This is a genomic window from Corynebacterium sp. MSK008 (assembly GCF_030232585.1).
In the GTDB taxonomy this organism is placed as follows: Bacteria; Actinomycetota; Actinomycetes; order Mycobacteriales; family Mycobacteriaceae; genus Corynebacterium.
Genome location: NZ_JASPJX010000005.1, coordinates 80,476 through 98,497 on the forward strand (window position 1 = coordinate 80,476; position 18,022 = coordinate 98,497).

An 18,022-nucleotide genomic window follows, 5' to 3' on the forward strand; every position below is an offset into this window, starting at 1 on the left:
AGCGCGGGCGACCCTGCTAGACGATCAGCAAACGCCGACTGCATTTCCCCAGGTCGTAATGAAGCCGATGTTCATTACCAGCGTGATCGTCTAGCAGCGCTCCGACACTGCTAGACGATCAGTGCCGGGGCGGGGTGGGGGGGCAGCCCGGACGTGAAAATGACGCGGCTGGGCTGCTTCAGCGGCAGATCTGCTAGTTCCCCGCCCCGCCCGCCTTCGGGCAACTAGCAGATCATGCCCGTAGTGAAAGTCGTTGCCGACATCACCTGCGGAAACGAAAAGTTGGACAGTTGATCTGCTAGTTCGTGATTTTGGGGAACTAGCAGATCAGGAGGGTAAGGCGGGGGCAGGCGGGGCAGGGCGGGCTGGTGTGGGGGCGGGCGAGGGTAAGCGGGGTAGGGCGGGCATGCGAAAGGCGGCCGGCCGGGCGCTGGGTCCGGCGGGCCGCCTTTGGTGACGTCGCGAAGCGAAGGCTTATGCGCCCGCGACTGCTTCGGCGAGAGAGTCGAGGGACTTGGCCAGGAAGTCGTCGTCGAACTTCTCGGTCATTGCGAGGAGGTTCTCCTCCAGCTCATCGCGCTGGTAGGTGAGGGTGACGTTGGTGTTGTCAGCGTCGATCGGCTCGAGCTCGTAGAGCCACTTCGCGCCGACCTTCACCTCGGCGGTGGTGTTCTCCACGTTCTTCCAGCCGATGATGCGGTCGTCCTGGATGGCGAAGACCTCGTTGACGGTCTGGTAGTCGCCGTCCTCCTTGGTCATGTTCATGGTGAAGGTGTCGCCGACGTTCTTCAGGCGCTCACCCTGGTCGGCGGAGACAACCATGCCGGAGTTGTCCGTCTCGGCGTGGCGCTCGGGGTTGGAGAGGATGTCGAAGATCTCGGCTGCAGGAGCGTCGATCTGGCGGGTTGCTTTGTTCTCAGTGTTCTTGTCGATAGCCATGGCAGCCAGCGTACCGATTTTCAGCGAATGAAGTTGGGCTGGAGGTTAGGTGGGGCTAACCAACCAAAGATTGACACTGAACGGGGTGGAGAATGTGGGATCTAAGGTGGATGAGCGATGCGGTGACAAAGGCCACAATCGATGTGGAATGCTGGGTGAAGGGCTCAAGTGGCGGTTGAGGTTCGGGGGGTGTGGGGTGAACCTGGCAATCCAGTGTGTGTGAGCGGGGGCTATCTCTTAGAGTATTAGCGACACTGGAGGTGCCATGACTGTACAAAACGCAGACCGTGAAGCCATTCGTCACGGAAAAATTACTGAGAAGCCGCTGCGCGAGCGGCCGTCCTACCCCACGTGGGCCGTCAAATTGACCATGGCGATCACTGGCCTGATCTTCGGCCTGTTCGTCCTTGGCCACATGGTGGGCAATCTGAAGATCTTCATGCCGCTGAACGCCGACGGCTCCGCGCCGATCGACGACTACGGCGAGTTCCTGCGCACTATCGGCGAGCCGCTGTTCCCGCGCGAGGGCTTCCTGTGGATCGTCCGCATCGTGCTGCTGGCCTGCCTGGTGCTGCACGTGTGGGGCGCATTCACCCTGCGCGCCCGCTCCAGCGCATCCCGCGGCCGCTTCAAGCGCACGAACCTGATGGGTGGGTGGCAGTCCACCGCCACGAAGTCGATGATCTGGACCGGCATTATCTTGCTGCTGTTCATCGTCTTCCACCTGCTGGACCTCACTCTCGGCCAGGCAGTCGCCTCCGACGAGTTCGTCCACGGTGCGGTGCGCGACAACCTGCTCGCCACCTTCGCCCCGGGTCGCTGGTGGGTCACCCTGGTGTATGTGGTTGCCAACCTGGCGCTGCTGCTGCACCTGACGCACGGTATCTACCTTGCGGTGTCCGACCTCGGTTGGCTGGGTAAGCGCGGCGAGGGCCTGATGGTCATCCTCGCGTACATCCTCCCGTTCATCGTTGTCGCTGGCAACGTTGTCATGCCGCTCGCTATCGCGTTCGGCTGGGTCCCGGATTTTTCCAGGTAACGGCTTTTTAGGAGAACAACTATGACTACCTCTATTTCCGGTCTTTCCGGGGCCCAGGGTTCCAACGGCGGGGAGCAGACCTCCGCCCAGGCGACGGGCCAGCAGAGCACCGGCGGCTTCCGCCAGCCCGAGTCCGCCGCTGCAGGCGTGACCCCGGGTAACGTCCTCGAGTCCAACGAGCCGAACCGCGACGAGGTTCGCATGAAGGACATGTGGCAGCACCAGAAGGACCACATGAACCTGGTCTCGCCGCTGAACCGCCGCAAGTTCACCGTCCTGGTGGTCGGCACCGGCCTTTCCGGCGGTGCAGCGGCTGCGGCGCTGGGTGAGCTCGGCTACAACGTCAAGGCCTTCACTTACCACGACGCTCCGCGCCGTGCGCACTCCATTGCGGCCCAGGGTGGTGTGAACTCCGCCCGCGGCAAGAAGGTGGACAACGACGGCGCCTACCGCCACACCAAGGACACCGTCAAGGGCGGCGACTACCGCTGCCGCGAGTCCGACTGCTGGCGCCTGGCCATCGAGTCGGTCCGCGTGATCGACCACATGAACGCCATCGGCGCACCGTTCGCCCGCGAGTACGGCGGCACCCTGGCCACCCGTTCCTTCGGCGGCGTGCAGGTCTCCCGCACCTACTACACCCGCGGCCAAACAGGCCAGCAGCTGCAGCTGTCCACCGCGTCTTCGCTGCAGCGTCAGATCCACCTGGGCAACGTGGAGATCTTCACCCACCACGACCTGATGGACCTGATCATCACTGAGAAGGACGGCAAGAAGCACTGCGAGGGCATTGTCACCCGCAACCTGATCTCGGGTGAGATCGCGCCGTTCACCGGCCACGCTGTCATCCTCGCCACCGGCGGTTACGGCAACGTGTACCACAAGACCACGCTGGCGAAGAACTCCAACTCTTCCGCCATGATGCGCGCCTACGAGCGCGGCGCGTACCTGGCGTCCCCGTGCTTCGTTCAGTTCCACCCGACCGGCCTGCCGGTCAATGCGAAGTGGCAGGCGAAGACGACGCTGATGTCGGAGTCCCTGCGTAACGACGGCCGCATCTGGACCCCGAAGGAAAAGGGCGACGACCGCGACCCGAACACTATCCCGGAGGAGGAGCGCGACTACTTCCTGGAGCGCCGCTACCCGGCCTTCGGCAACCTCGTGCCTCGCGACGTGGCTTCGCGCGCCATTTCCCAGCAGCTCAACGCCGGCTACGGCGTGGGCCCGCTGCACAACTCCGCGTACCTGGACTTCAAGGATGCGATTGAGCGCCTCGGTGAGGACACCATCCGCGAGCGCTACTCCAACCTGTTCGAGATGTACGAGGACTCCACCGGTGAGGACCCGTACAAGGCACCGATGCGTATTGCGCCGACCGTCCACTTCACCATGGGCGGCCTTTGGACGGACTTCAACGAGATGACCTCCATCGACGGCTTGTTCGCCGCCGGTGAGTGCTCCTGGACCTACCACGGCGCGAACCGCCTGGGCGCGAACTCGCTGCTGTCCGCTTCTGTGGACGGCTGGTTCACCCTGCCGTTCACGGTGCCGAACTACCTGGCCGACCACCTCGGCGAGGAGAAGCTTCCGGAGGATTCCCGCGAGGCCCAGGACGTGGTGGCTGACGTCACCGAGCGCATCGAGCGCATCATGTCCATCCGCGGCCCGGAGCCGCACGGTCCGGAGTACTTCCACGAGCAGCTCGGCGACATCCTCTACGAGCACTGTGGCGTGTCCCGCACCGTGGAGGGCCTGGAGGAGGGCATCCGTAAGATCCGCACCCTGCGTGAGGACTTCTGGACCAACATCTCCATCCCGGGTTCCCCGAACGACATGAACCAGACGTTGGAGGCTGCACTGCGCCTCGTCGACTACATCAACCTCGGCGAGCTCATGTGCATCGACGCGCTGGACCGCGACGAGTCCTGCGGTGCGCACTACCGTATGGACCACCTCACCGATGACGGCGAGGCTGAGCGTGACGACGAGAACTGGTGCTTCGTGTCGGCGTGGGAGCCGGCCGGTGAAGGCCAGTTCATCCGTCACGCAGAACCCCTGCACTTTGATTCGATCCCGCTGATGGCAAGGAACTACAAGTAATGAAACTGACACTTGAAATCTGGCGCCAGGCTGGTCCTGACACCGAGGGCAGCTTCGAGACCGTCCAGGTCGATGACGCTGTGGAGCAGATGTCCATCCTGGAGCTGCTCGACCACGTGAACGAGACCTACGTCGAACAGGGCAAGGAGCCGTTCGTCTTCGCCTCCGACTGCCGCGAGGGCATCTGCGGCACCTGTGGCGTGCTGGTTAACGGCCGCCCGCACGGTGCAGGCGAGAACACCACTGCCTGCCTGCAGCGCCTGTTCAACTACAAGGACGGCGACACCCTGAAGATCGAGCCGTTCCGCTCCGGCGCGTTCCCGGTGATCAAGGACCTCGCCGTGGACCGCTCCGCGCTGGACCGCGTGATGGAGCAGGGCGGCTACGTCTCCGTCAACGCCGGCACCGCGCCGGACGCCGACACCCTGGCCGTGAACCACCACGACGCGGAGACCGCGCTCGACTACGCCGCCTGCATCGGCTGCGGCGCGTGCGTGGCTGCGTGCCCGAACGGTGCTGCGCACCTGTTCACCGGCGCGAAGCTGAAGCACCTGAAGCTTCTGCCGCTGGGTAAGCAGGAGCGTTCCCGCCGCGCCCGCAAGATGGTCGACGAGCTGGAGACCAACTTCGGCCACTGCTCGCTGTACGGCGAGTGCGCCGACGTGTGCCCGGCTGGCATCCCGCTGGATGCGGTCGGCGCGATCAACGCCGAGCGCGCCCGCGCTGCCTTCAAGGGCGGCGACGACTAAGAGCGACGACGCAGCCTGTCGTATACTCGAACCATCGCAGCAGCTCACGCTGATGTCACACCGAAGCTGAAGAAGGAAGCAAGAACAATGGGTTCCACCGCAGTTGCAGATATCCGCAACGAGTCCTACCCGGAATACGCCGGCCGCATCGATGACACCTACATCGAGGGCTACGATCCGGTGTCCCTGGGTGCCCCGCACTCCTCCCTGTCCCGGATCCCGACCTGGGTTGCAATGGGCCTGATCCTGTCCACCCTCTTCGGCATCGGCCTGGCCGTGTGGGGCGCCGGCGCGATGGTGTACGGCTTCGGCTCCCAGACGCACGGTCTGGCGGAGCGCCTGCTCATCCTCGGCGTTATAGAGGCAGTGGTCACCGCCGTCCTCGGCGCCATCCTGATCGCCGTGGGCCGCAAGGACTACAAGGCGTACCGCAAGCGCACCGGCCGCGTGAACTAACCGCGTAGCAACTCCTGAAATTGCCCTCTCCACCTGCGGAGGGGGCATTTTTCGTGCCCGTGTCGGCCCGCCTGCTTTAATCATGGGCATGAGCGAGCAGCTTTCCATGATGCCCACCCCCACCAACGAGGAGGAGCGCCGCCGTGTGCTGCGCAAGCACAAGATCGCGGTGACGAGCCTTCTGGGGCTGATGGCGGTGGTGTTCCTGTCGTGTTCGTGGGCGCAGTCCCAGGGCAACGACGCCGCCTGGATCGGTTACGTCCGCGCCGCCGCGGAGGCGGGCATGGTTGGCGGTTTGGCGGACTGGTTCGCCGTCACCGCGCTGTTTAAGTACCCGATGGGCATCCCGATCCCGCACACCGCGATCATCCCCAACAAAAAGGATCAGGTCGCCGGGGTGCTCAGTGACTTTGTGTCCGAGAACTTCCTCAACGCCCGCACTATTACGGACAAGGTGATGGCTGCCGGTATCCCGGAGCGCGTCGGCCGGTGGTTGGCTAAGCAGGAGAACGCGGAGCGGGTCAGCGAGGAGGCGGGCAAGTTCACCGCCCGCATGGTCGAGGGCATCGACCCGAAAGAGGCGGAGGCGTTCATCAACGCCCAGCTCATTGACCGGTTGGCGGAGCCGATTTGGGGCCCGCCGCTGGGCCGCACGCTGGAGGGGCTGATCGCGGACGGCAAGGTGGATCCGGTCGTCGACGACATTGTTGCCTGGGGGCGCCGCAAGGTCGATGGCATGGAGGACACCGTGGTCACCATGATCGACGAGCGGATGCCGCGCTGGGCCCCGCGGTTTGCCAAGGAACTGGTGGGCCAGCGCGTCTACGACGAGATGGTCGCGTTCATGGAGGACGTGGACACCAACCCGCACCACGAGGCGCGCCGCGCGATCCGCCGCCAGATCAACCAGTTCGCGCAAGATCTCCAGTTCGACGGGGAGATGATTTCGCGGGTGGAGTCGCTCAAGGCCGACATCATGGGCTCCGGCGCGGTCACGTCCGCGGCGGGCAGCATTTGGGAGCAGGTTTCGGCGTCGATTGTGGCGCAGGCGTCGGATGGGCGGAGCGGGCTTCGTCGTAAAGCAGCTGCTTCGGCGCGGGAGTGGGGGCAGAAGCTTGTCGACGACCCTGCGGTCCGCGCCGACGCCGAACGAGCCCTGGAGAAGGCCACGCATTTCGCCGCGGACAACGGGGCCGACCAGATTGTGGGCATCATCGCGGAGACCATCGAGCGGTGGGACGGCGAGGAAGCGGCGGAGAAAATCGAGCTCATGGTGGGTAAAGACCTGCAGTTCATCCGCCTCAACGGCACGATCGTCGGTGCGCTGGCCGGGTTAGCTATTTACACTGGTTCGCAACTGATCTTCTACTAGCGAAGGAGCACACAAATGACTGAGAACAACAACCTCAACAACAACACTGGCGACGAGGTGCGCAACAACCTCCGCGAGGCCGGCGACGCGCTGCTGTCCGCCGGTTCCGCTATCGGCGCGGCGCTGACAAAGGCCACCGGCGAGCTGTCAGACCGCTTTAAGACCGCGACCGAGGACGCGCGCCAGAACCTGAGCAACGCGAACACCGAGGGCGAGGTGCGCGGCGCCGCGACCAACTTCGCGGACGAGGCCGAGAAGCTCTTCAACAGCCTGCGCGAACGCGACCTGCAGTTCACCGACGATGTGAAGGCGAAGCTGCGCAGCACTATCGACGAAGCACGTGCCTCGTTCAACGAGCGCCTCGACGGCACCCAGACCGAGGGCATCGAAGGCACTGTGGACGACTTGCGCGCCCGCTTCGAGGGTCTGGTGCAGCGCATCCAGGACCAGTTCGCCGGTGACAAGACCGGCGGCGATATCATCGACGGCGAAGTTGTGGACAACACCAAGAACGACACCACCGTCAACGTCGAGGACCTGAAGAAGTAAACGCCATGGATACCGCCGCTGTCAGCCAAATTCACCAGATCATGATGCTGCCGTCCCGCGTGGGGATGGTGCTGATGCTGGTGGTGGGCATCGCCGGCGTCGTCGGCGCTGTCATGGCGGCCACCACCCGCGCCGACGCCTTTGAGGCGGCGAACCGCCAGTCCAAGGGGGTCTGGGTGGGCATCCTGGCGCTGGCGGCGCTGGCGTGCCTGCTGCGCTACCCGTTCATCGCCTGGTTCGGCGCAGTGGCCATCGGCATCTATTTCTTCGACGTGCGCCCGCAGATCCAGCGCATCTTAAACGGAGACTACGGCTGGTAGGCGGGCTGCCCCGGCATCTGCGGGGACTGCTGCATATCCTGTAGCTCCTTGAAGTTGACGTTCTCGCCGGAAACGCTTACCCGGAGGCCACCGGGGATGACCGTGAAGTCTTCCACGCTCATCCCGCCGGTGGCCTCTTGTTCGACGCCCTGCGACATGGCGGAGCTGATGGCGTCGGCGACGTCGTCAGGCAGCGCGAAGCCGAACAGCTCGGTGCTGCGGGCCTGGAACGTCAGCTGGCCGTCCTGCATCTCCGGCTGCAGCTCAATCCCGGCCGCGCCTGAGGTGAACACGATGGAAAACGTGCCGGCCTCTTCGTTGGAGACCACGTCGGAGACGGTGATCACGTTGGCGAGGAAGTTGTCGCCGATCTGCTGCTGAATTTGCTGGTTCAGCATGGCGCGGACGAAGTCGTTGGGCAGCTCCGTGGTCAGGCGCACGGACTCCGCCACCGGTTCGCCGTTGTTGAGGCGCACGTTGTCCATGTCCACCACAGACGCCGGGTTGCCGGTGATCTGGTCGCCGTTGATCTTAAGGTCGGACTGCTGGTCCACCGTCATGTGGGGGAACTTGCCGCCGAGCAGACCAATGGTCACGGGGCTCGCGCCGAAGGACACCGACGTGCCCTCCGGGGCCTGGGAGGTGACCTGGTGGGCGACGAACGCCCGGATGCCTGCCTCCGCCACGATGAACAGCAGCAGCACCGCCACGATGATCGACAGGACAACTTTCCACGCAGTTTTCATGCGGGCCAGTTTACGAAGCAGGAGCGACTGCCAGCCAATCCACAGTGACAAAATTGTCCGCCAGGCGGCGCCGCTGGGGGTGCACCGGCCAGTCCCGGGCCAGGTCTTCCAGGGCGTGGCGCCACCGCACGCGCGGGCCGTGCGGCTCCCAGCCGCTGGCGCGCTCCCAGGCGGCGTCGGCGTCGGCAAGAAACTGGTGGATCGGCTCGCCCGGTACGTTGCGGTGGATCAGCGCCTTGGGCAGCCGCTCCGCCACGTCCGATGGCTTCGAGGTGTGGAAGGGGTCCCAGGAAAGGGTGAGGGAGGTGGGGCCGGAGGCGTCGAGAAGCAGCCATGCGCATCGCCGCCCCAGTTCGTCGCAGGTGCCCTCGATGAACAGGCCGCCGGGGGCAAGGCCCGCGCACACCGTGCGCCACACGTCAGGGACTTGGTCCACGTCATATTGCCGCAGCACGTTGAACGCGCGCACCAGGTGGGGACGGTAGCCAGCGAGTTCGAAGCCGCCGAGTTCGAAGCGGACGCCGTCGCGAGGCGGCAGGACGCGCTCCGGGTTGATCTCCAGCCCCACAACCTCGATGTCGGGGCGGATCTGGCGCAGCCACCCGGCCCACTCCACGGTGGTGGTGTGCGACGCGCCGTAGCCGACGTCCACCGCCAGCGGCGCGGCGGCGGAGCGTAAAAGAGACTGGACCCGCGGGTTAAAGCGGGTCCAGCGGTCTGACCTGCGTAAACGATTTACCCCGGTGGTGCCGCGGGTGATCACCCCGTAGGGTTTGCCGGCGGCACCCGGGGTGGCGCGCAGGTTGTGGTAGTGGGGAATTAGAGGTTCTCGCTAATCCACTGCTCGGTCAGCTTCGCCTCGTTCTCCACGATCTCTTCGAGCGCGTCGGCCACCTTCGGCTCCAGCGCCGCACCCATGAACGGGATGTTCACCTTCGCCTCGAGCTCGTAGTCCAGCTTGGTGTTATCGCCGTCGCGGGTGGCGGTGTACTCGGCGCCCAGGTCCACCGGGGTACCCTTCACATCACCGGTCATGGTGTGCTTAGCGGTGTCGCCGTCCAGCTCGCCGACGGTAACCACGCGCTTGAGCTTCAGGTCCTGGGAAACCATGGCCTGCGCGGCCTCCGGGAGGATGGACTTGGGCAGGATCTCAAACAGGGTGGCGGTGTTGTCCGCGAACTCGTTGAGCTCGCCCGGCTCCGGGGAGAGCTTCTCGGCGATGAACTCCCAGTATTCGCGGGTGCTGTAGGCCTGCGCGACCTTCTCGATCGGCTGGTTGATGGTCACAGTGATCTCACTACGTGCAGTCATGGGTCACAGACTACCGTTGTGGACGTGATTGCCCCATCATTCGCCTCCCTGACCACGCTGCGCGTCGGCGGTACCCCGGCCGCGGCCTACGAGTGCACGAGCGCCGAGGAGCTCGCCGAAACCGTGGCTAAGCTCGACCGCGACCAGTCCCAGCTGCTGGTCGTCGGCGGCGGCTCCAACTTGCTTGTCGCGGACGGTGATCTCGATCTCTCCGCGGTCCTCGTGCGCAACGAGGGCATCTCGCTTATCGACGACCTCCGGTTGCGCATCCAAGCCGGCACCGAATGGGACGCAGTTGTCGCCTACGCGGTGGAGCACGGACTGGGCGGCATCGAGGCCCTGTCCGGCATCCCCGGCTCCGCCGGCGCGACCCCGGTGCAGAACGTCGGAGCCTACGGTGCGGAGATCGCCGACGTGCTCACCCGCGTGCGCCTTTGGAACCGCGAGACGGGAGTGGACGAGTGGGTGCCGGCGTCCTCGCTGGATCTGGCGTACCGCTACTCCAACCTGAAGTTCACCTCGCGTGCGGTGGTGCTGGAGATCGAGCTGCAGCTTGAGCGCACCGACGAGTCCATCCCCCTGCGCCACCTGGGCGGGGCGCGCGTGCCGCTGGCCGAGGCCCGCGAGTCCGTGCTGGAGACGCGCCGGGCGAAGGGCATGGTGCTCGACGCCGCCGACCACGACACCTGGTCCGCCGGCTCGTTTTTCACCAACCCCGTGGTGCCGTCTGTGCTCGCCGACGAGATCGCCGCCCAGGTGGGGGAGGAGGCGATGCCGCGCTTCGCCGCCGGCGAAGGCAAGGAAAAGCTGTCGGCGGCCTGGCTCATCGAGCGCGCCGGCTGCCACCGCGGCTTCCCTGGCGACGACGCCCCGGCGCGCCTCTCTACCAAACACACCCTTGCCCTGACCAACCGCGGCAACGCCAGCGCCGCCGATATTGTCGACCTCGCCCGCCGCGTGCAGGCCCAGGTCCGCGACGCGTTCGGGGTGGAGCTGCACCCCGAGCCCGTCTGGGTTGGCCTCTAGGCGCTGGCCCCAGCCCGCTCCGTGCTCCAGCCCCGCCTCCGCCGCCGCGCACTAGCGCAGATGGTGAAAACCAAGTGGTGAGAACGCGAAAATTTAGTCGGATTCACCATTTGAAATTCACCATCTGCGGGCTAGCGCGGTCCGATGACACAGAGCGCGGAAAACCGGTTACCTACAACCGGCTACTATGCCGTTTTTGTGCTGGTAGCCGGTTGTAGGTAGCCGGTTTTGGGGTGGGGCCTTGAGGTGGGGCCTTGGGGTGGTCTCCGCCAGCCGCGGCCACGCGCTGAACGCCGACCGCGCGCCGCGGCACCGCCGAAGCGCTAGCGCTCGGCGAGCTTGGACAGAAGGTCGTCGCGCACCTCGCGGCGGCGGATCTTGCCCATCTGGTCCTTCGCCAGCTCGTCGAAGTGGTAGAACGTGCGAGGGACCTTGTAGCGGGTGAGGCGTTCGCGGGCGAAGTCTTTGAGTCCGTCGGGGTCGAGGGCGGAGCCGTCGTTAAGCACGATGCATGCGACGACATCCTCGGAGCCGTCTTCGCGCGGGCGGCCCACGACCGCGACATCGGCGACGTCCTTGTGGGTGCGGATGACCTCCTCGACCTCGGCTGGGTAGACGTTGAAGCCGCCGGTGATGATGAGCTCCTTGATGCGGGAGACCAGCTTGATAAAGCCGTCTTCCTCCATGATTCCCATGTCGCCGGTGCGGAACCAGCCGTCGTGGAAGACCTTCTCGGTGGCTTCGGGGTTGTTGAAGTAGCCGGAGAAGACCTGCGGGCCTTTGGCTAGGATTTCGCCGGCTTCGCCGAACGGCATGTCCTCGTCCGGGTTGTCGGGGTTGACAATGCGGATCTGGGTGTCGGGGAAGGGGATGCCGATGTAGCCGGGGCGGCGGTCCGCGGATTCGGGGTTGCCCACGATGATCGGGGAGGTTTCGGTGAGCCCGTAGCCTTCGACGAGGCGGCCGCCGGTGGCGCGCTCCCAGTCCTCGATGACCTCGGCGGGCAGGGACGACGCGCCGGAGAAGCCGATCTTGATGTCGGAGAGGTCCACGTTTTTCTTCTTCGCCGTTTTCACGATGCGCTCAAACACGGTGGGCACGCCCGGGATGAAGGTGGGCGGGGTGATGCGGATGGCCTTCATGATCAGGTCCATCTTCGGCGCCGGCAGCAGCACGAGTTCGGAACCGACCAGCATGGTCAGCGTGAGCGAAAACGTCAGGCCGTAGGCGTGGAAGAACGGCAGGGTGGCCAGCATACGCTGGTTGCCTTCCTGGAGTTCTTTGACCCAGGCCTGGCCCTGCAGCGGGTTCGCGATGAGGTTGCGGTGCGACAACGCCGCGCCCTTGGGGGTGCCGGTGGTGCCGGAGGTGTAGAGGATCACGGCGGGCGAATCCGCGGTGACGTCCTCGGGAACACGCAGGTCCGCGCCTAGCCCGCCGATGGCGGAGCTGCTCAGCGACTCCCAGGGCACGGTGTGCAGGGAGGTGTTCTTGCTGGTGGCGGTGAGCGCCGCGCGGGCCTCCAGGATCTTCGGCAGCGGGATGCGCAGGGCGAGCTGCTGGGCGCGCGGCATGGCCTTGGTCATGTTGACGCTGACCACGGTTTCCAGCGGGGTGTCCGCACGCAGTTTCTCCAGCGTGTCGGCGGCTTTGTCCCAGGCGATGGCGATGCGTGCGCCGTGGTCGATGAACTGGGGGCGCAGCTCGTGGGCGGTGTAGAGGGGGTTGTGCTCCACCACCACGCCGCCGATCATCTGCACGGCGAAAAACGCGGCGACGTGCTGGGGGCAGTTCGGCAGCATGATGGCCACGCGGTCGCCGGGGCGCACGCCGAAGGCCTTCAGGCCGGCGGCGGCGCGGCGCACCTCGCGGTCGAGTTCGCCGAAGGTTTGGGTGCGGCCGAAAAACCGGGTGGCGATGCGCGAGACGTTCTTGGACAGGTTGTCCTGGTACAGCTCGCCGAGGGTTTTCTCGCCGTATTCCAGCGAGTGCGCGGTCCACTCGGGGTAGTACTGCAGCCAGGGTTTTTCGTCGTTGACGTTGGATGGGGTGAGAGCCATGCGCACCACCCTACGCGCAACTTCCCCACGAACCTACGGTTGCGTAAGCAACTGGTGGAGCGTGTCGCGCACTTCCCGGCGCCTGATCTTCCCGGTTTGATCCCGGTTGAGCTGGTCAAAGTGGTAGAAGTCGCGCGGGACCTTGTAGCGGGTTAAGCGCTGCCGGGCGTAAGCCTTGAGGCCATCGGGGTCGAGGGCGGAGCCGTCGATAAGCGTGATGCAGGCGACGACATCCTCGGAGCCGTCCGGGCGCGGGCGGCCCACGACTGCGATGTCCTCGATGTCCGGGTGGTTGCGCATCACGCCTTCGACCTCGTCGGGGTAGACGTTGAAGCCGCCGGTGATGATCATCTCCTTGATGCGCGCGACCAGTTTGATCCAGCCGTCTTCCTCCATCACGGCCATGTCGCCGGTGCGGAACCAGCCGTCGTGGAACGCGCGCTCGTTGGCCTCGGGGCTGTTGAGGTAGCCGCCGAAGACTTGGGGCCCGCGCGCGAGCAGCTCGCCGGGTTCGCCGTCGGGCATGGTGCGCGACGGGTCGTCGGGGTCGGCGATGCGGATCTCGGTGTTGGGAAACGGCAGGCCGATGTAGCCGGGCCGCCGCGTGCCGTCGAGGGGGTTGCCGGCCAGGATTGGGGCGGTCTCGGTGAGCCCGTAGCCCTCGATCAGGCGCCCGCCGGTGGCGTTTTCCCAGCGTTCGATGGTTTCCACTGGCAGGGTGGACGCGCCGGAGATGGAGGTGTGGATGGACGAGAGATCCGCGTTGGATTCCAACGCCCACTCGATGATTTTGTCGTAGAGGGTAGGCACCCCCGGCAGCACGGTCGGGCGTGTTTTCGTGATTGCGGCCTGGTAGAGCTTCGGCTTCGGCGCCGGCACGAGCACCATTTCCGCGCCGATGCTCAACGGCAGCGCGTAATTCAGCGCCAGGCCGTAGATGTGGAACATGGGCAGCACACCGAGGACCTTTTCGCGCACCGCGCCCCAGTCCTCCAGCCACTCCATTCCAGCCCTGAGGACGGCCACAATGTTGCCGTGCGTCAGCGGCGCGCCTTTGGGCTTGCCGGAGGTGCCGGAGGTGTAGAGGATGAACGCGGTGTCGTCCTGGGTGATCTGCGGGAAGTGCACGGAGCGGGAGCGCTGCCGCATGAACTCCCGCCACGGCATCGCGTGGGGGGCGGGTTTGGTCAGCTCGGCGCGCAGCTTGGTCACCGGCGGGATGGGCAGCGACAGCGCGGCGCGCAGGTGCAGCGGGGTTTCTTCGAGCATGTTCACGGCGACCACGGTCTCAAGCTGGGTGCTTTTGCTTAACGACGAAAACGTCTCCGCCACCCTGTCAAAGACAATCGCTACCCGCGCCCCGTGGTCTTCGAACTGCGGCTGAAGTTCCGCCGCGGTGTAGAGCGGGTTGTGCTCCACCACGGTCGCGCCCAGGCGCAGGATGGCGGTGACGGCGATGACGTGCTGCGGGCAGTTCGGCAGCGCGACGGCCACGCGGTCGCCGCGGCGCACACCCAGCTGTGTCAGCCCGGCGGCGGCGCGGGTGACCTGCTCGTTGAGCTGGCTGTAGGTGAGTGTTTTGCCCATGAACCAGGTGGCGGTGCTCTTCGGCTGCGTGGCCACCGCCTGGTTGAACCAGCTGACAAGGGTGTCCGTCCCGATGTCGGGGGTGGGGTCGGTCCACTCGGCGTAGTGGTCGATCCAGGCTTTGGTGTCAAAGGCTCCCACGGAGATCCTCCTTGTTGTTAGGGTAGCAAAACAATATGGCGACAAGTGTAACCTACGATGTGGTAGGTTTGTTGCGCTGCAGCCTCCGCGCGTTTGCTCTAGGCTGTGGCGCGGAAACATTCAAGGGGGAATTGGGGGAACCATGACTACCTATTTCGAGCCGTCCATCGACGCTGATGCCGCGTTTGATCTCACGCCGCCCGCGGGGCTGGACCAGTCCAACCTCGTGGACCCGGTGAAGGCGCCGCCCAAGCAGGGCTGGCGCAAACTCATCCACTCCGCCACACGCGGCCACATCAACCCGGGCGGCTCCCGGCGGGAGCTGGAGCAGCAGCAGCTTTTCGACGCCATCCGGGCACCCCTGCGCGGCGACTACCGCATCGCGGTGATGAGCTTGAAGGGCGGCGTGGGCAAAACCACCACCACAGTCGCGCTCGGCGGCGTGTTCGCGCAGACCCGCGGCGACCGCGTCATCGCCATCGACGCCAACCCGGACCTGGGCACCCTGGCCCAGCGCGCCGCCACCGCACCACCGGCGACCATCCGCGACCTGCTGCAGGCGCCTGGCACCGAGCGTTATCCGCAGGTGCGCGCCTACACCAACCAGGCGTCCTCGCGCCTGGAGGTCATCGGCTCCGAACGCGACCCGGCCGTCAGCGAGGCGTTTTCTGAGGACGACTACCGCCGCGCCATCGACATCCTGCAGCACCACTACAACGTCATCCTCACCGACTGCGGCACCGGCCTGATGCACTCCGCCATGGCGGGCGTTTTGGATCTGGCCAACACGCTGGTGCTGGTGACCTCGCCGGCACTCGACGGCGCGCAGTCGGCGTCGGCCACCCTGGACTGGCTGAACCTGCACGGCTACGACCAGCTCGCCGCCAACGCCGTGGTGGTCATCTCCGCCTCCGCGCCGGGCAAGCCGACCATCGACATGGCCAAGGTCGCCGACCACTTCGCCTCCCGAACCCGCGCGGTGCACACCATCCCGTACGACCGCCACCTCGCCGAAGGTGCGGTGGTGGACCTGGAGCGCGTCGCCCCGGCGACACTGAAGGGCTACCAGCACCTTGCGGCGACGGTTGCCGCGGATTTCGGCTCCTGGCACCGCCACGCTGCCCACTGACCCAGACACATCGCGGCCGAATCTGTCAGGCGAGCCCTTCCGGCCCAGGTCGGCACAAACGGCTGGCGGAATCTGTCAGGAACCCACCCGCCGCGCTAGTCTTGCCCGCATGCGCGTCGCCATGATTTCCATGCACACCTCCCCGCTCGAGCAGCCGGGGACGGGTGATGCGGGCGGCATGAACGTCTACGTCCACAACACCGCCACCCAGCTGGCCCGTCAGGGTACGACGGTGGACGTGTTTACCCGCGCGACCCGCCCCAGCCAGGGTGAGGTGGTGGAGGTGGAGCCTGGCTACCGGGTTATCAACGTGGTCGCCGGGCCCTACGAGGGGTTGGAGAAGGACGACCTGCCCACCCAGCTCGCGGCCTTTTCCGGCGGGGTGGTGCAGTTCGTCCGCGCGAACGAGCTGAAATACGACCTGATTCATTCCCACTACTGGCTCTCTGGCCAGGTGGGGTGGCTCTTGGCGGACCTGGCCGGCATCCCGCTGGTGCACACCGGGCACACCTGGGCGGCGGTGAAAAACGCCTACGCCACGGACGCCTCGGAATCGGAGGCGCGCCGCATCTGCGAGCAGCAGCTGGTGGATAACGCCGAGGTTCTGGTGGTCAACACCGAGGACGAGACTAGCGAGCTCGCGCGCTTCTACGACGTGGATCCGGCGAAGATTTCCGTGGTCAGCCCCGGCGCGGACACGGAGTTGTTCACCCCCGGCACGAACCGGAATACGGAGCTGGCGCGGCGCCACCTGGGTATTCCGCTGCACGCGAAGGTGGTGGCGTTTGTGGGCCGCCTGCAGGATTTCAAGGGCCCGCAGGTGCTGATTCAGGCGATGGGGGAGGTGGTGCGCCGCGGCCGCGTGGAGGGTCCGTTGTGCGTGATCATCTGCGGCGGCGCGAGTGGTGCGGGTTCGTCGGTGGAGCGCTACCGCGAGCTCGCGGCGTCGGAGGGCATTGGCGGCTGCACCCGTTTCCTCGGGCCGCGGCCGCCGGAGGAGCTGGTGAGCATCTACCAGGCCGCGGACATTGTGGCGGTGCCCAGCTACAACGAGAGTTTCGGGCTGGTCGCGGTGGAGGCGCAGGCCGCGGGCACCCCGGTTGTCGCGGCGCGCGTCGGCGGCCTCCCGCTCGCGGTCGCGGACGGGGAGACGGGCCTGCTCGTTCAGGGCCACGGCACGGAGGCGTGGGCACAAGCGCTCGAGCAGTTGCTTATCGACGATCCCACGCGCATCCACATGGGCGAACAGGCCGTCGCCCACGCAAAAGCGTTTAGCTGGGCCGCCTCGGCGGACAAACTGCTCGAGGTCTACTCCGACACCCTGTCCGGCTACATCCCGGGCGAGGCCACCCGGGACGCCGGCGGGGTGTAGGGGCGTTTAGAGGCGCTTGGCGATCTCCTCGCCGAGGGAGGCCCCGCCCCAGTAGCCGATGCGGTCGGAGTGGTATCCGATGGCGCGGTTGATCTCCGCTGGGTCGAACTGGCCCTGCGAGGCCTTCTGTGCCAGACCGGCGGCCTCTTGCTTGGCGTTGTCGACGGCTTTGCGGAGCTCGTCGCGAGGCACTGGCGGCTTGAGGTTGGGGTTGAGGCGCTCGATCTCGGCCGAGACGCGTTCTTCTTCCGCGCCGGAGGTGGTGAAGTCCTCGCGCGGCGCGGTGGAATCGGTGGGGGTGAACGCTTCGTTGACGTGGCCGTCGGGGATGCCGTAGGCGTCCTCAAGAATGCGGTCCACCGGCTGCGCCTTGCCGAGCGGCCCGAGCGTCATGGAGGACACGCCGATGGCGGCGCCGTCTCGCGGGTCGAAGTTCACGCCGCCGGAGTCGCCCTGCACGTAGTTCAGCCCCCAGCTGTAGACGCCGTTGCGGGTGCGGCCGATCTGCTTGGCGCAGGTGCGGCCCGTGGTGGCGCCGTCCTTGCAGATGGGCTGGCCGAAGTTGTCGACCGAGACCTCGCCCGGGGCGAGCGTGCGGAAGTCGCGCACATGCGTGATCTTCACCGGTTCGCCCTGCACGCCGCCGTTGAAGTCGCGGGAGTGGGACAGGCCGGTTTCGGTCACGCCGTCGTCGATGCGCACCACGCCCCAGTCGGCGGTGCGGATGGACTGCATCGGGTCGCCCAGGTTCATGGCTTCCGGGGTGACGTGGTTGGATGCCACGCGCTCGCCGATGCGCTTGTACTCGGTGCCCACGGGGGCGTAGAACTCGTTTTTTATCTCCGGGAAGCCGGGCATGGTGTTCACGCAGTGGGAGGCCGTGAGCATCACGCGCTGCGGTTCCTTGCCGGGCAGGTGCAGGGTGCCGTTGGGGCCCTGGGAGCAGGTGCCGGCCCAGCCGTCGCGCGGCATGGTCAGCTTCTGGCCGGTAGGCAGGTCGATCGTCTTTGGCGGGTCCTGCGGGAACGCTCGCATCGGCGCGCCGGGTGCGACGAGCGCGGGCGCGGCTTCCGCCGGTGCGGGGATGGCTTGAGCTGCAAGGATGCTGGCTGCCACGAGGGCTACG

At 66.2% G+C, this 18,022-nt stretch carries 17 protein-coding genes; 10 read left to right on the forward strand and 7 right to left on the reverse strand.

Annotated features, from left to right (window positions below):
- Positions 1-474: 474 nt before the first annotated feature.
- Positions 475-939, reverse strand: coding sequence for an SRPBCC family protein (locus QP996_RS05390; RefSeq protein ID WP_239307427.1), 465 nt, complete (start codon positions 937-939; stop codon positions 475-477).
- 265 nt (positions 940-1,204) lie between these two features.
- Here QP996_RS05390 and QP996_RS05395 point away from each other — a divergent pair, with 265 nt between their 5' ends.
- The 7 genes from QP996_RS05395 to QP996_RS05425 all read left to right on the forward strand — a co-directional run bounded on the left by QP996_RS05395 (position 1,205) and on the right by QP996_RS05425 (position 7,524).
- Complete coding sequence (locus QP996_RS05395) at positions 1,205-1,978, forward strand: succinate dehydrogenase cytochrome b subunit (protein ID WP_284871611.1); 774 nt, start codon at positions 1,205-1,207, stop codon at positions 1,976-1,978.
- A 21-nt stretch (positions 1,979-1,999) separates the two neighbouring features.
- Positions 2,000-4,078 (forward strand): fumarate reductase/succinate dehydrogenase flavoprotein subunit, encoded by a 2,079-nt coding sequence (locus QP996_RS05400; RefSeq protein WP_284871612.1) that lies wholly within the window; start codon positions 2,000-2,002, stop codon positions 4,076-4,078.
- Positions 4,078-4,827: a succinate dehydrogenase/fumarate reductase iron-sulfur subunit gene (locus QP996_RS05405; protein WP_284871613.1), complete on the forward strand. Its 750-nt coding sequence runs from the start codon at positions 4,078-4,080 to the stop codon at positions 4,825-4,827. The genes QP996_RS05400 and QP996_RS05405 overlap by 1 nt, the downstream gene beginning before the upstream one ends.
- Positions 4,828-4,914: 87 nt before the next feature.
- Positions 4,915-5,283, forward strand: a complete 369-nt coding sequence (locus tag QP996_RS05410; RefSeq protein ID WP_284871614.1) for a hypothetical protein — start codon at positions 4,915-4,917, stop codon at positions 5,281-5,283.
- Between the two features lie 88 nt (positions 5,284-5,371).
- Complete coding sequence (locus tag QP996_RS05415; RefSeq protein WP_284871615.1) at positions 5,372-6,655, forward strand: DUF445 domain-containing protein; 1,284 nt, start codon at positions 5,372-5,374, stop codon at positions 6,653-6,655.
- Positions 6,656-6,670: 15 nt separating this feature from the next.
- Positions 6,671-7,204, forward strand: coding sequence for a CGLAU_01105 family protein (locus tag QP996_RS05420; protein ID WP_284871616.1), 534 nt, complete (start codon positions 6,671-6,673; stop codon positions 7,202-7,204).
- 44 nt (positions 7,205-7,248) lie between these two features.
- A complete protein-coding gene (locus QP996_RS05425; protein ID WP_284871723.1) occupies positions 7,249-7,524 on the forward strand; it encodes a DUF2516 family protein in 276 nt (91 codons plus the stop codon).
- Here the strand turns inward: QP996_RS05425 and QP996_RS05430 are convergent.
- The 3 genes from QP996_RS05430 to QP996_RS05440 are packed head-to-tail and all read right to left on the reverse strand — an operon-like array spanning position 7,512 to position 9,581.
- Positions 7,512-8,270, reverse strand: coding sequence for an LmeA family phospholipid-binding protein (locus QP996_RS05430; protein ID WP_284871617.1), 759 nt, complete (start codon positions 8,268-8,270; stop codon positions 7,512-7,514). The two genes, QP996_RS05425 and QP996_RS05430, sit on opposite strands and share 13 nt — an antisense overlap.
- A gap of 10 nt (positions 8,271-8,280) precedes the next feature.
- A complete protein-coding gene (locus QP996_RS05435; RefSeq protein ID WP_284871618.1) occupies positions 8,281-9,033 on the reverse strand; it encodes a class I SAM-dependent methyltransferase in 753 nt (250 codons plus the stop codon).
- 56 nt (positions 9,034-9,089) lie between these two features.
- Complete coding sequence (locus QP996_RS05440; RefSeq protein ID WP_034997073.1) at positions 9,090-9,581, reverse strand: DUF2505 domain-containing protein; 492 nt, start codon at positions 9,579-9,581, stop codon at positions 9,090-9,092.
- Between the two features lie 24 nt (positions 9,582-9,605).
- Here QP996_RS05440 and QP996_RS05445 point away from each other — a divergent pair, with 24 nt between their 5' ends.
- Positions 9,606-10,607 carry a UDP-N-acetylmuramate dehydrogenase gene (locus tag QP996_RS05445; RefSeq protein ID WP_350309509.1) on the forward strand — a complete coding sequence of 334 codons (1,002 nt, stop codon included), beginning with the start codon at positions 9,606-9,608 and terminating at the stop codon, positions 10,605-10,607.
- 323 nt (positions 10,608-10,930) lie between these two features.
- Here the strand turns inward: QP996_RS05445 and QP996_RS05450 are convergent, their stop codons facing one another.
- Complete coding sequence (locus QP996_RS05450; protein ID WP_284871620.1) at positions 10,931-12,667, reverse strand: long-chain-fatty-acid--CoA ligase; 1,737 nt, start codon at positions 12,665-12,667, stop codon at positions 10,931-10,933.
- Positions 12,668-12,700: 33 nt separating this feature from the next.
- Positions 12,701-14,395 (reverse strand): long-chain-fatty-acid--CoA ligase, encoded by a 1,695-nt coding sequence (locus QP996_RS05455; RefSeq protein ID WP_284871621.1) that lies wholly within the window; start codon positions 14,393-14,395, stop codon positions 12,701-12,703.
- 142 nt (positions 14,396-14,537) lie between these two features.
- Here QP996_RS05455 and QP996_RS05460 point away from each other — a divergent pair, with 142 nt between their 5' ends.
- Both QP996_RS05460 and mshA read left to right on the forward strand, forming a co-directional pair.
- Complete coding sequence (locus QP996_RS05460) at positions 14,538-15,524, forward strand: MinD/ParA family ATP-binding protein (protein WP_284871622.1); 987 nt, start codon at positions 14,538-14,540, stop codon at positions 15,522-15,524.
- A gap of 109 nt (positions 15,525-15,633) precedes the next feature.
- On the forward strand, positions 15,634-16,896 hold the full coding sequence (gene mshA / locus QP996_RS05465) for a D-inositol-3-phosphate glycosyltransferase (RefSeq protein ID WP_284871623.1): 1,263 nt from the start codon (positions 15,634-15,636) through the stop codon (positions 16,894-16,896).
- 6 nt (positions 16,897-16,902) lie between these two features.
- Here mshA and QP996_RS05470 read toward each other — a convergent pair whose 3' ends face one another.
- Positions 16,903-18,012 (reverse strand): chymotrypsin family serine protease, encoded by a 1,110-nt coding sequence (locus QP996_RS05470; RefSeq protein WP_284871624.1) that lies wholly within the window; start codon positions 18,010-18,012, stop codon positions 16,903-16,905.
- Between the last annotated feature and the right edge of the window lie 10 nt (positions 18,013-18,022).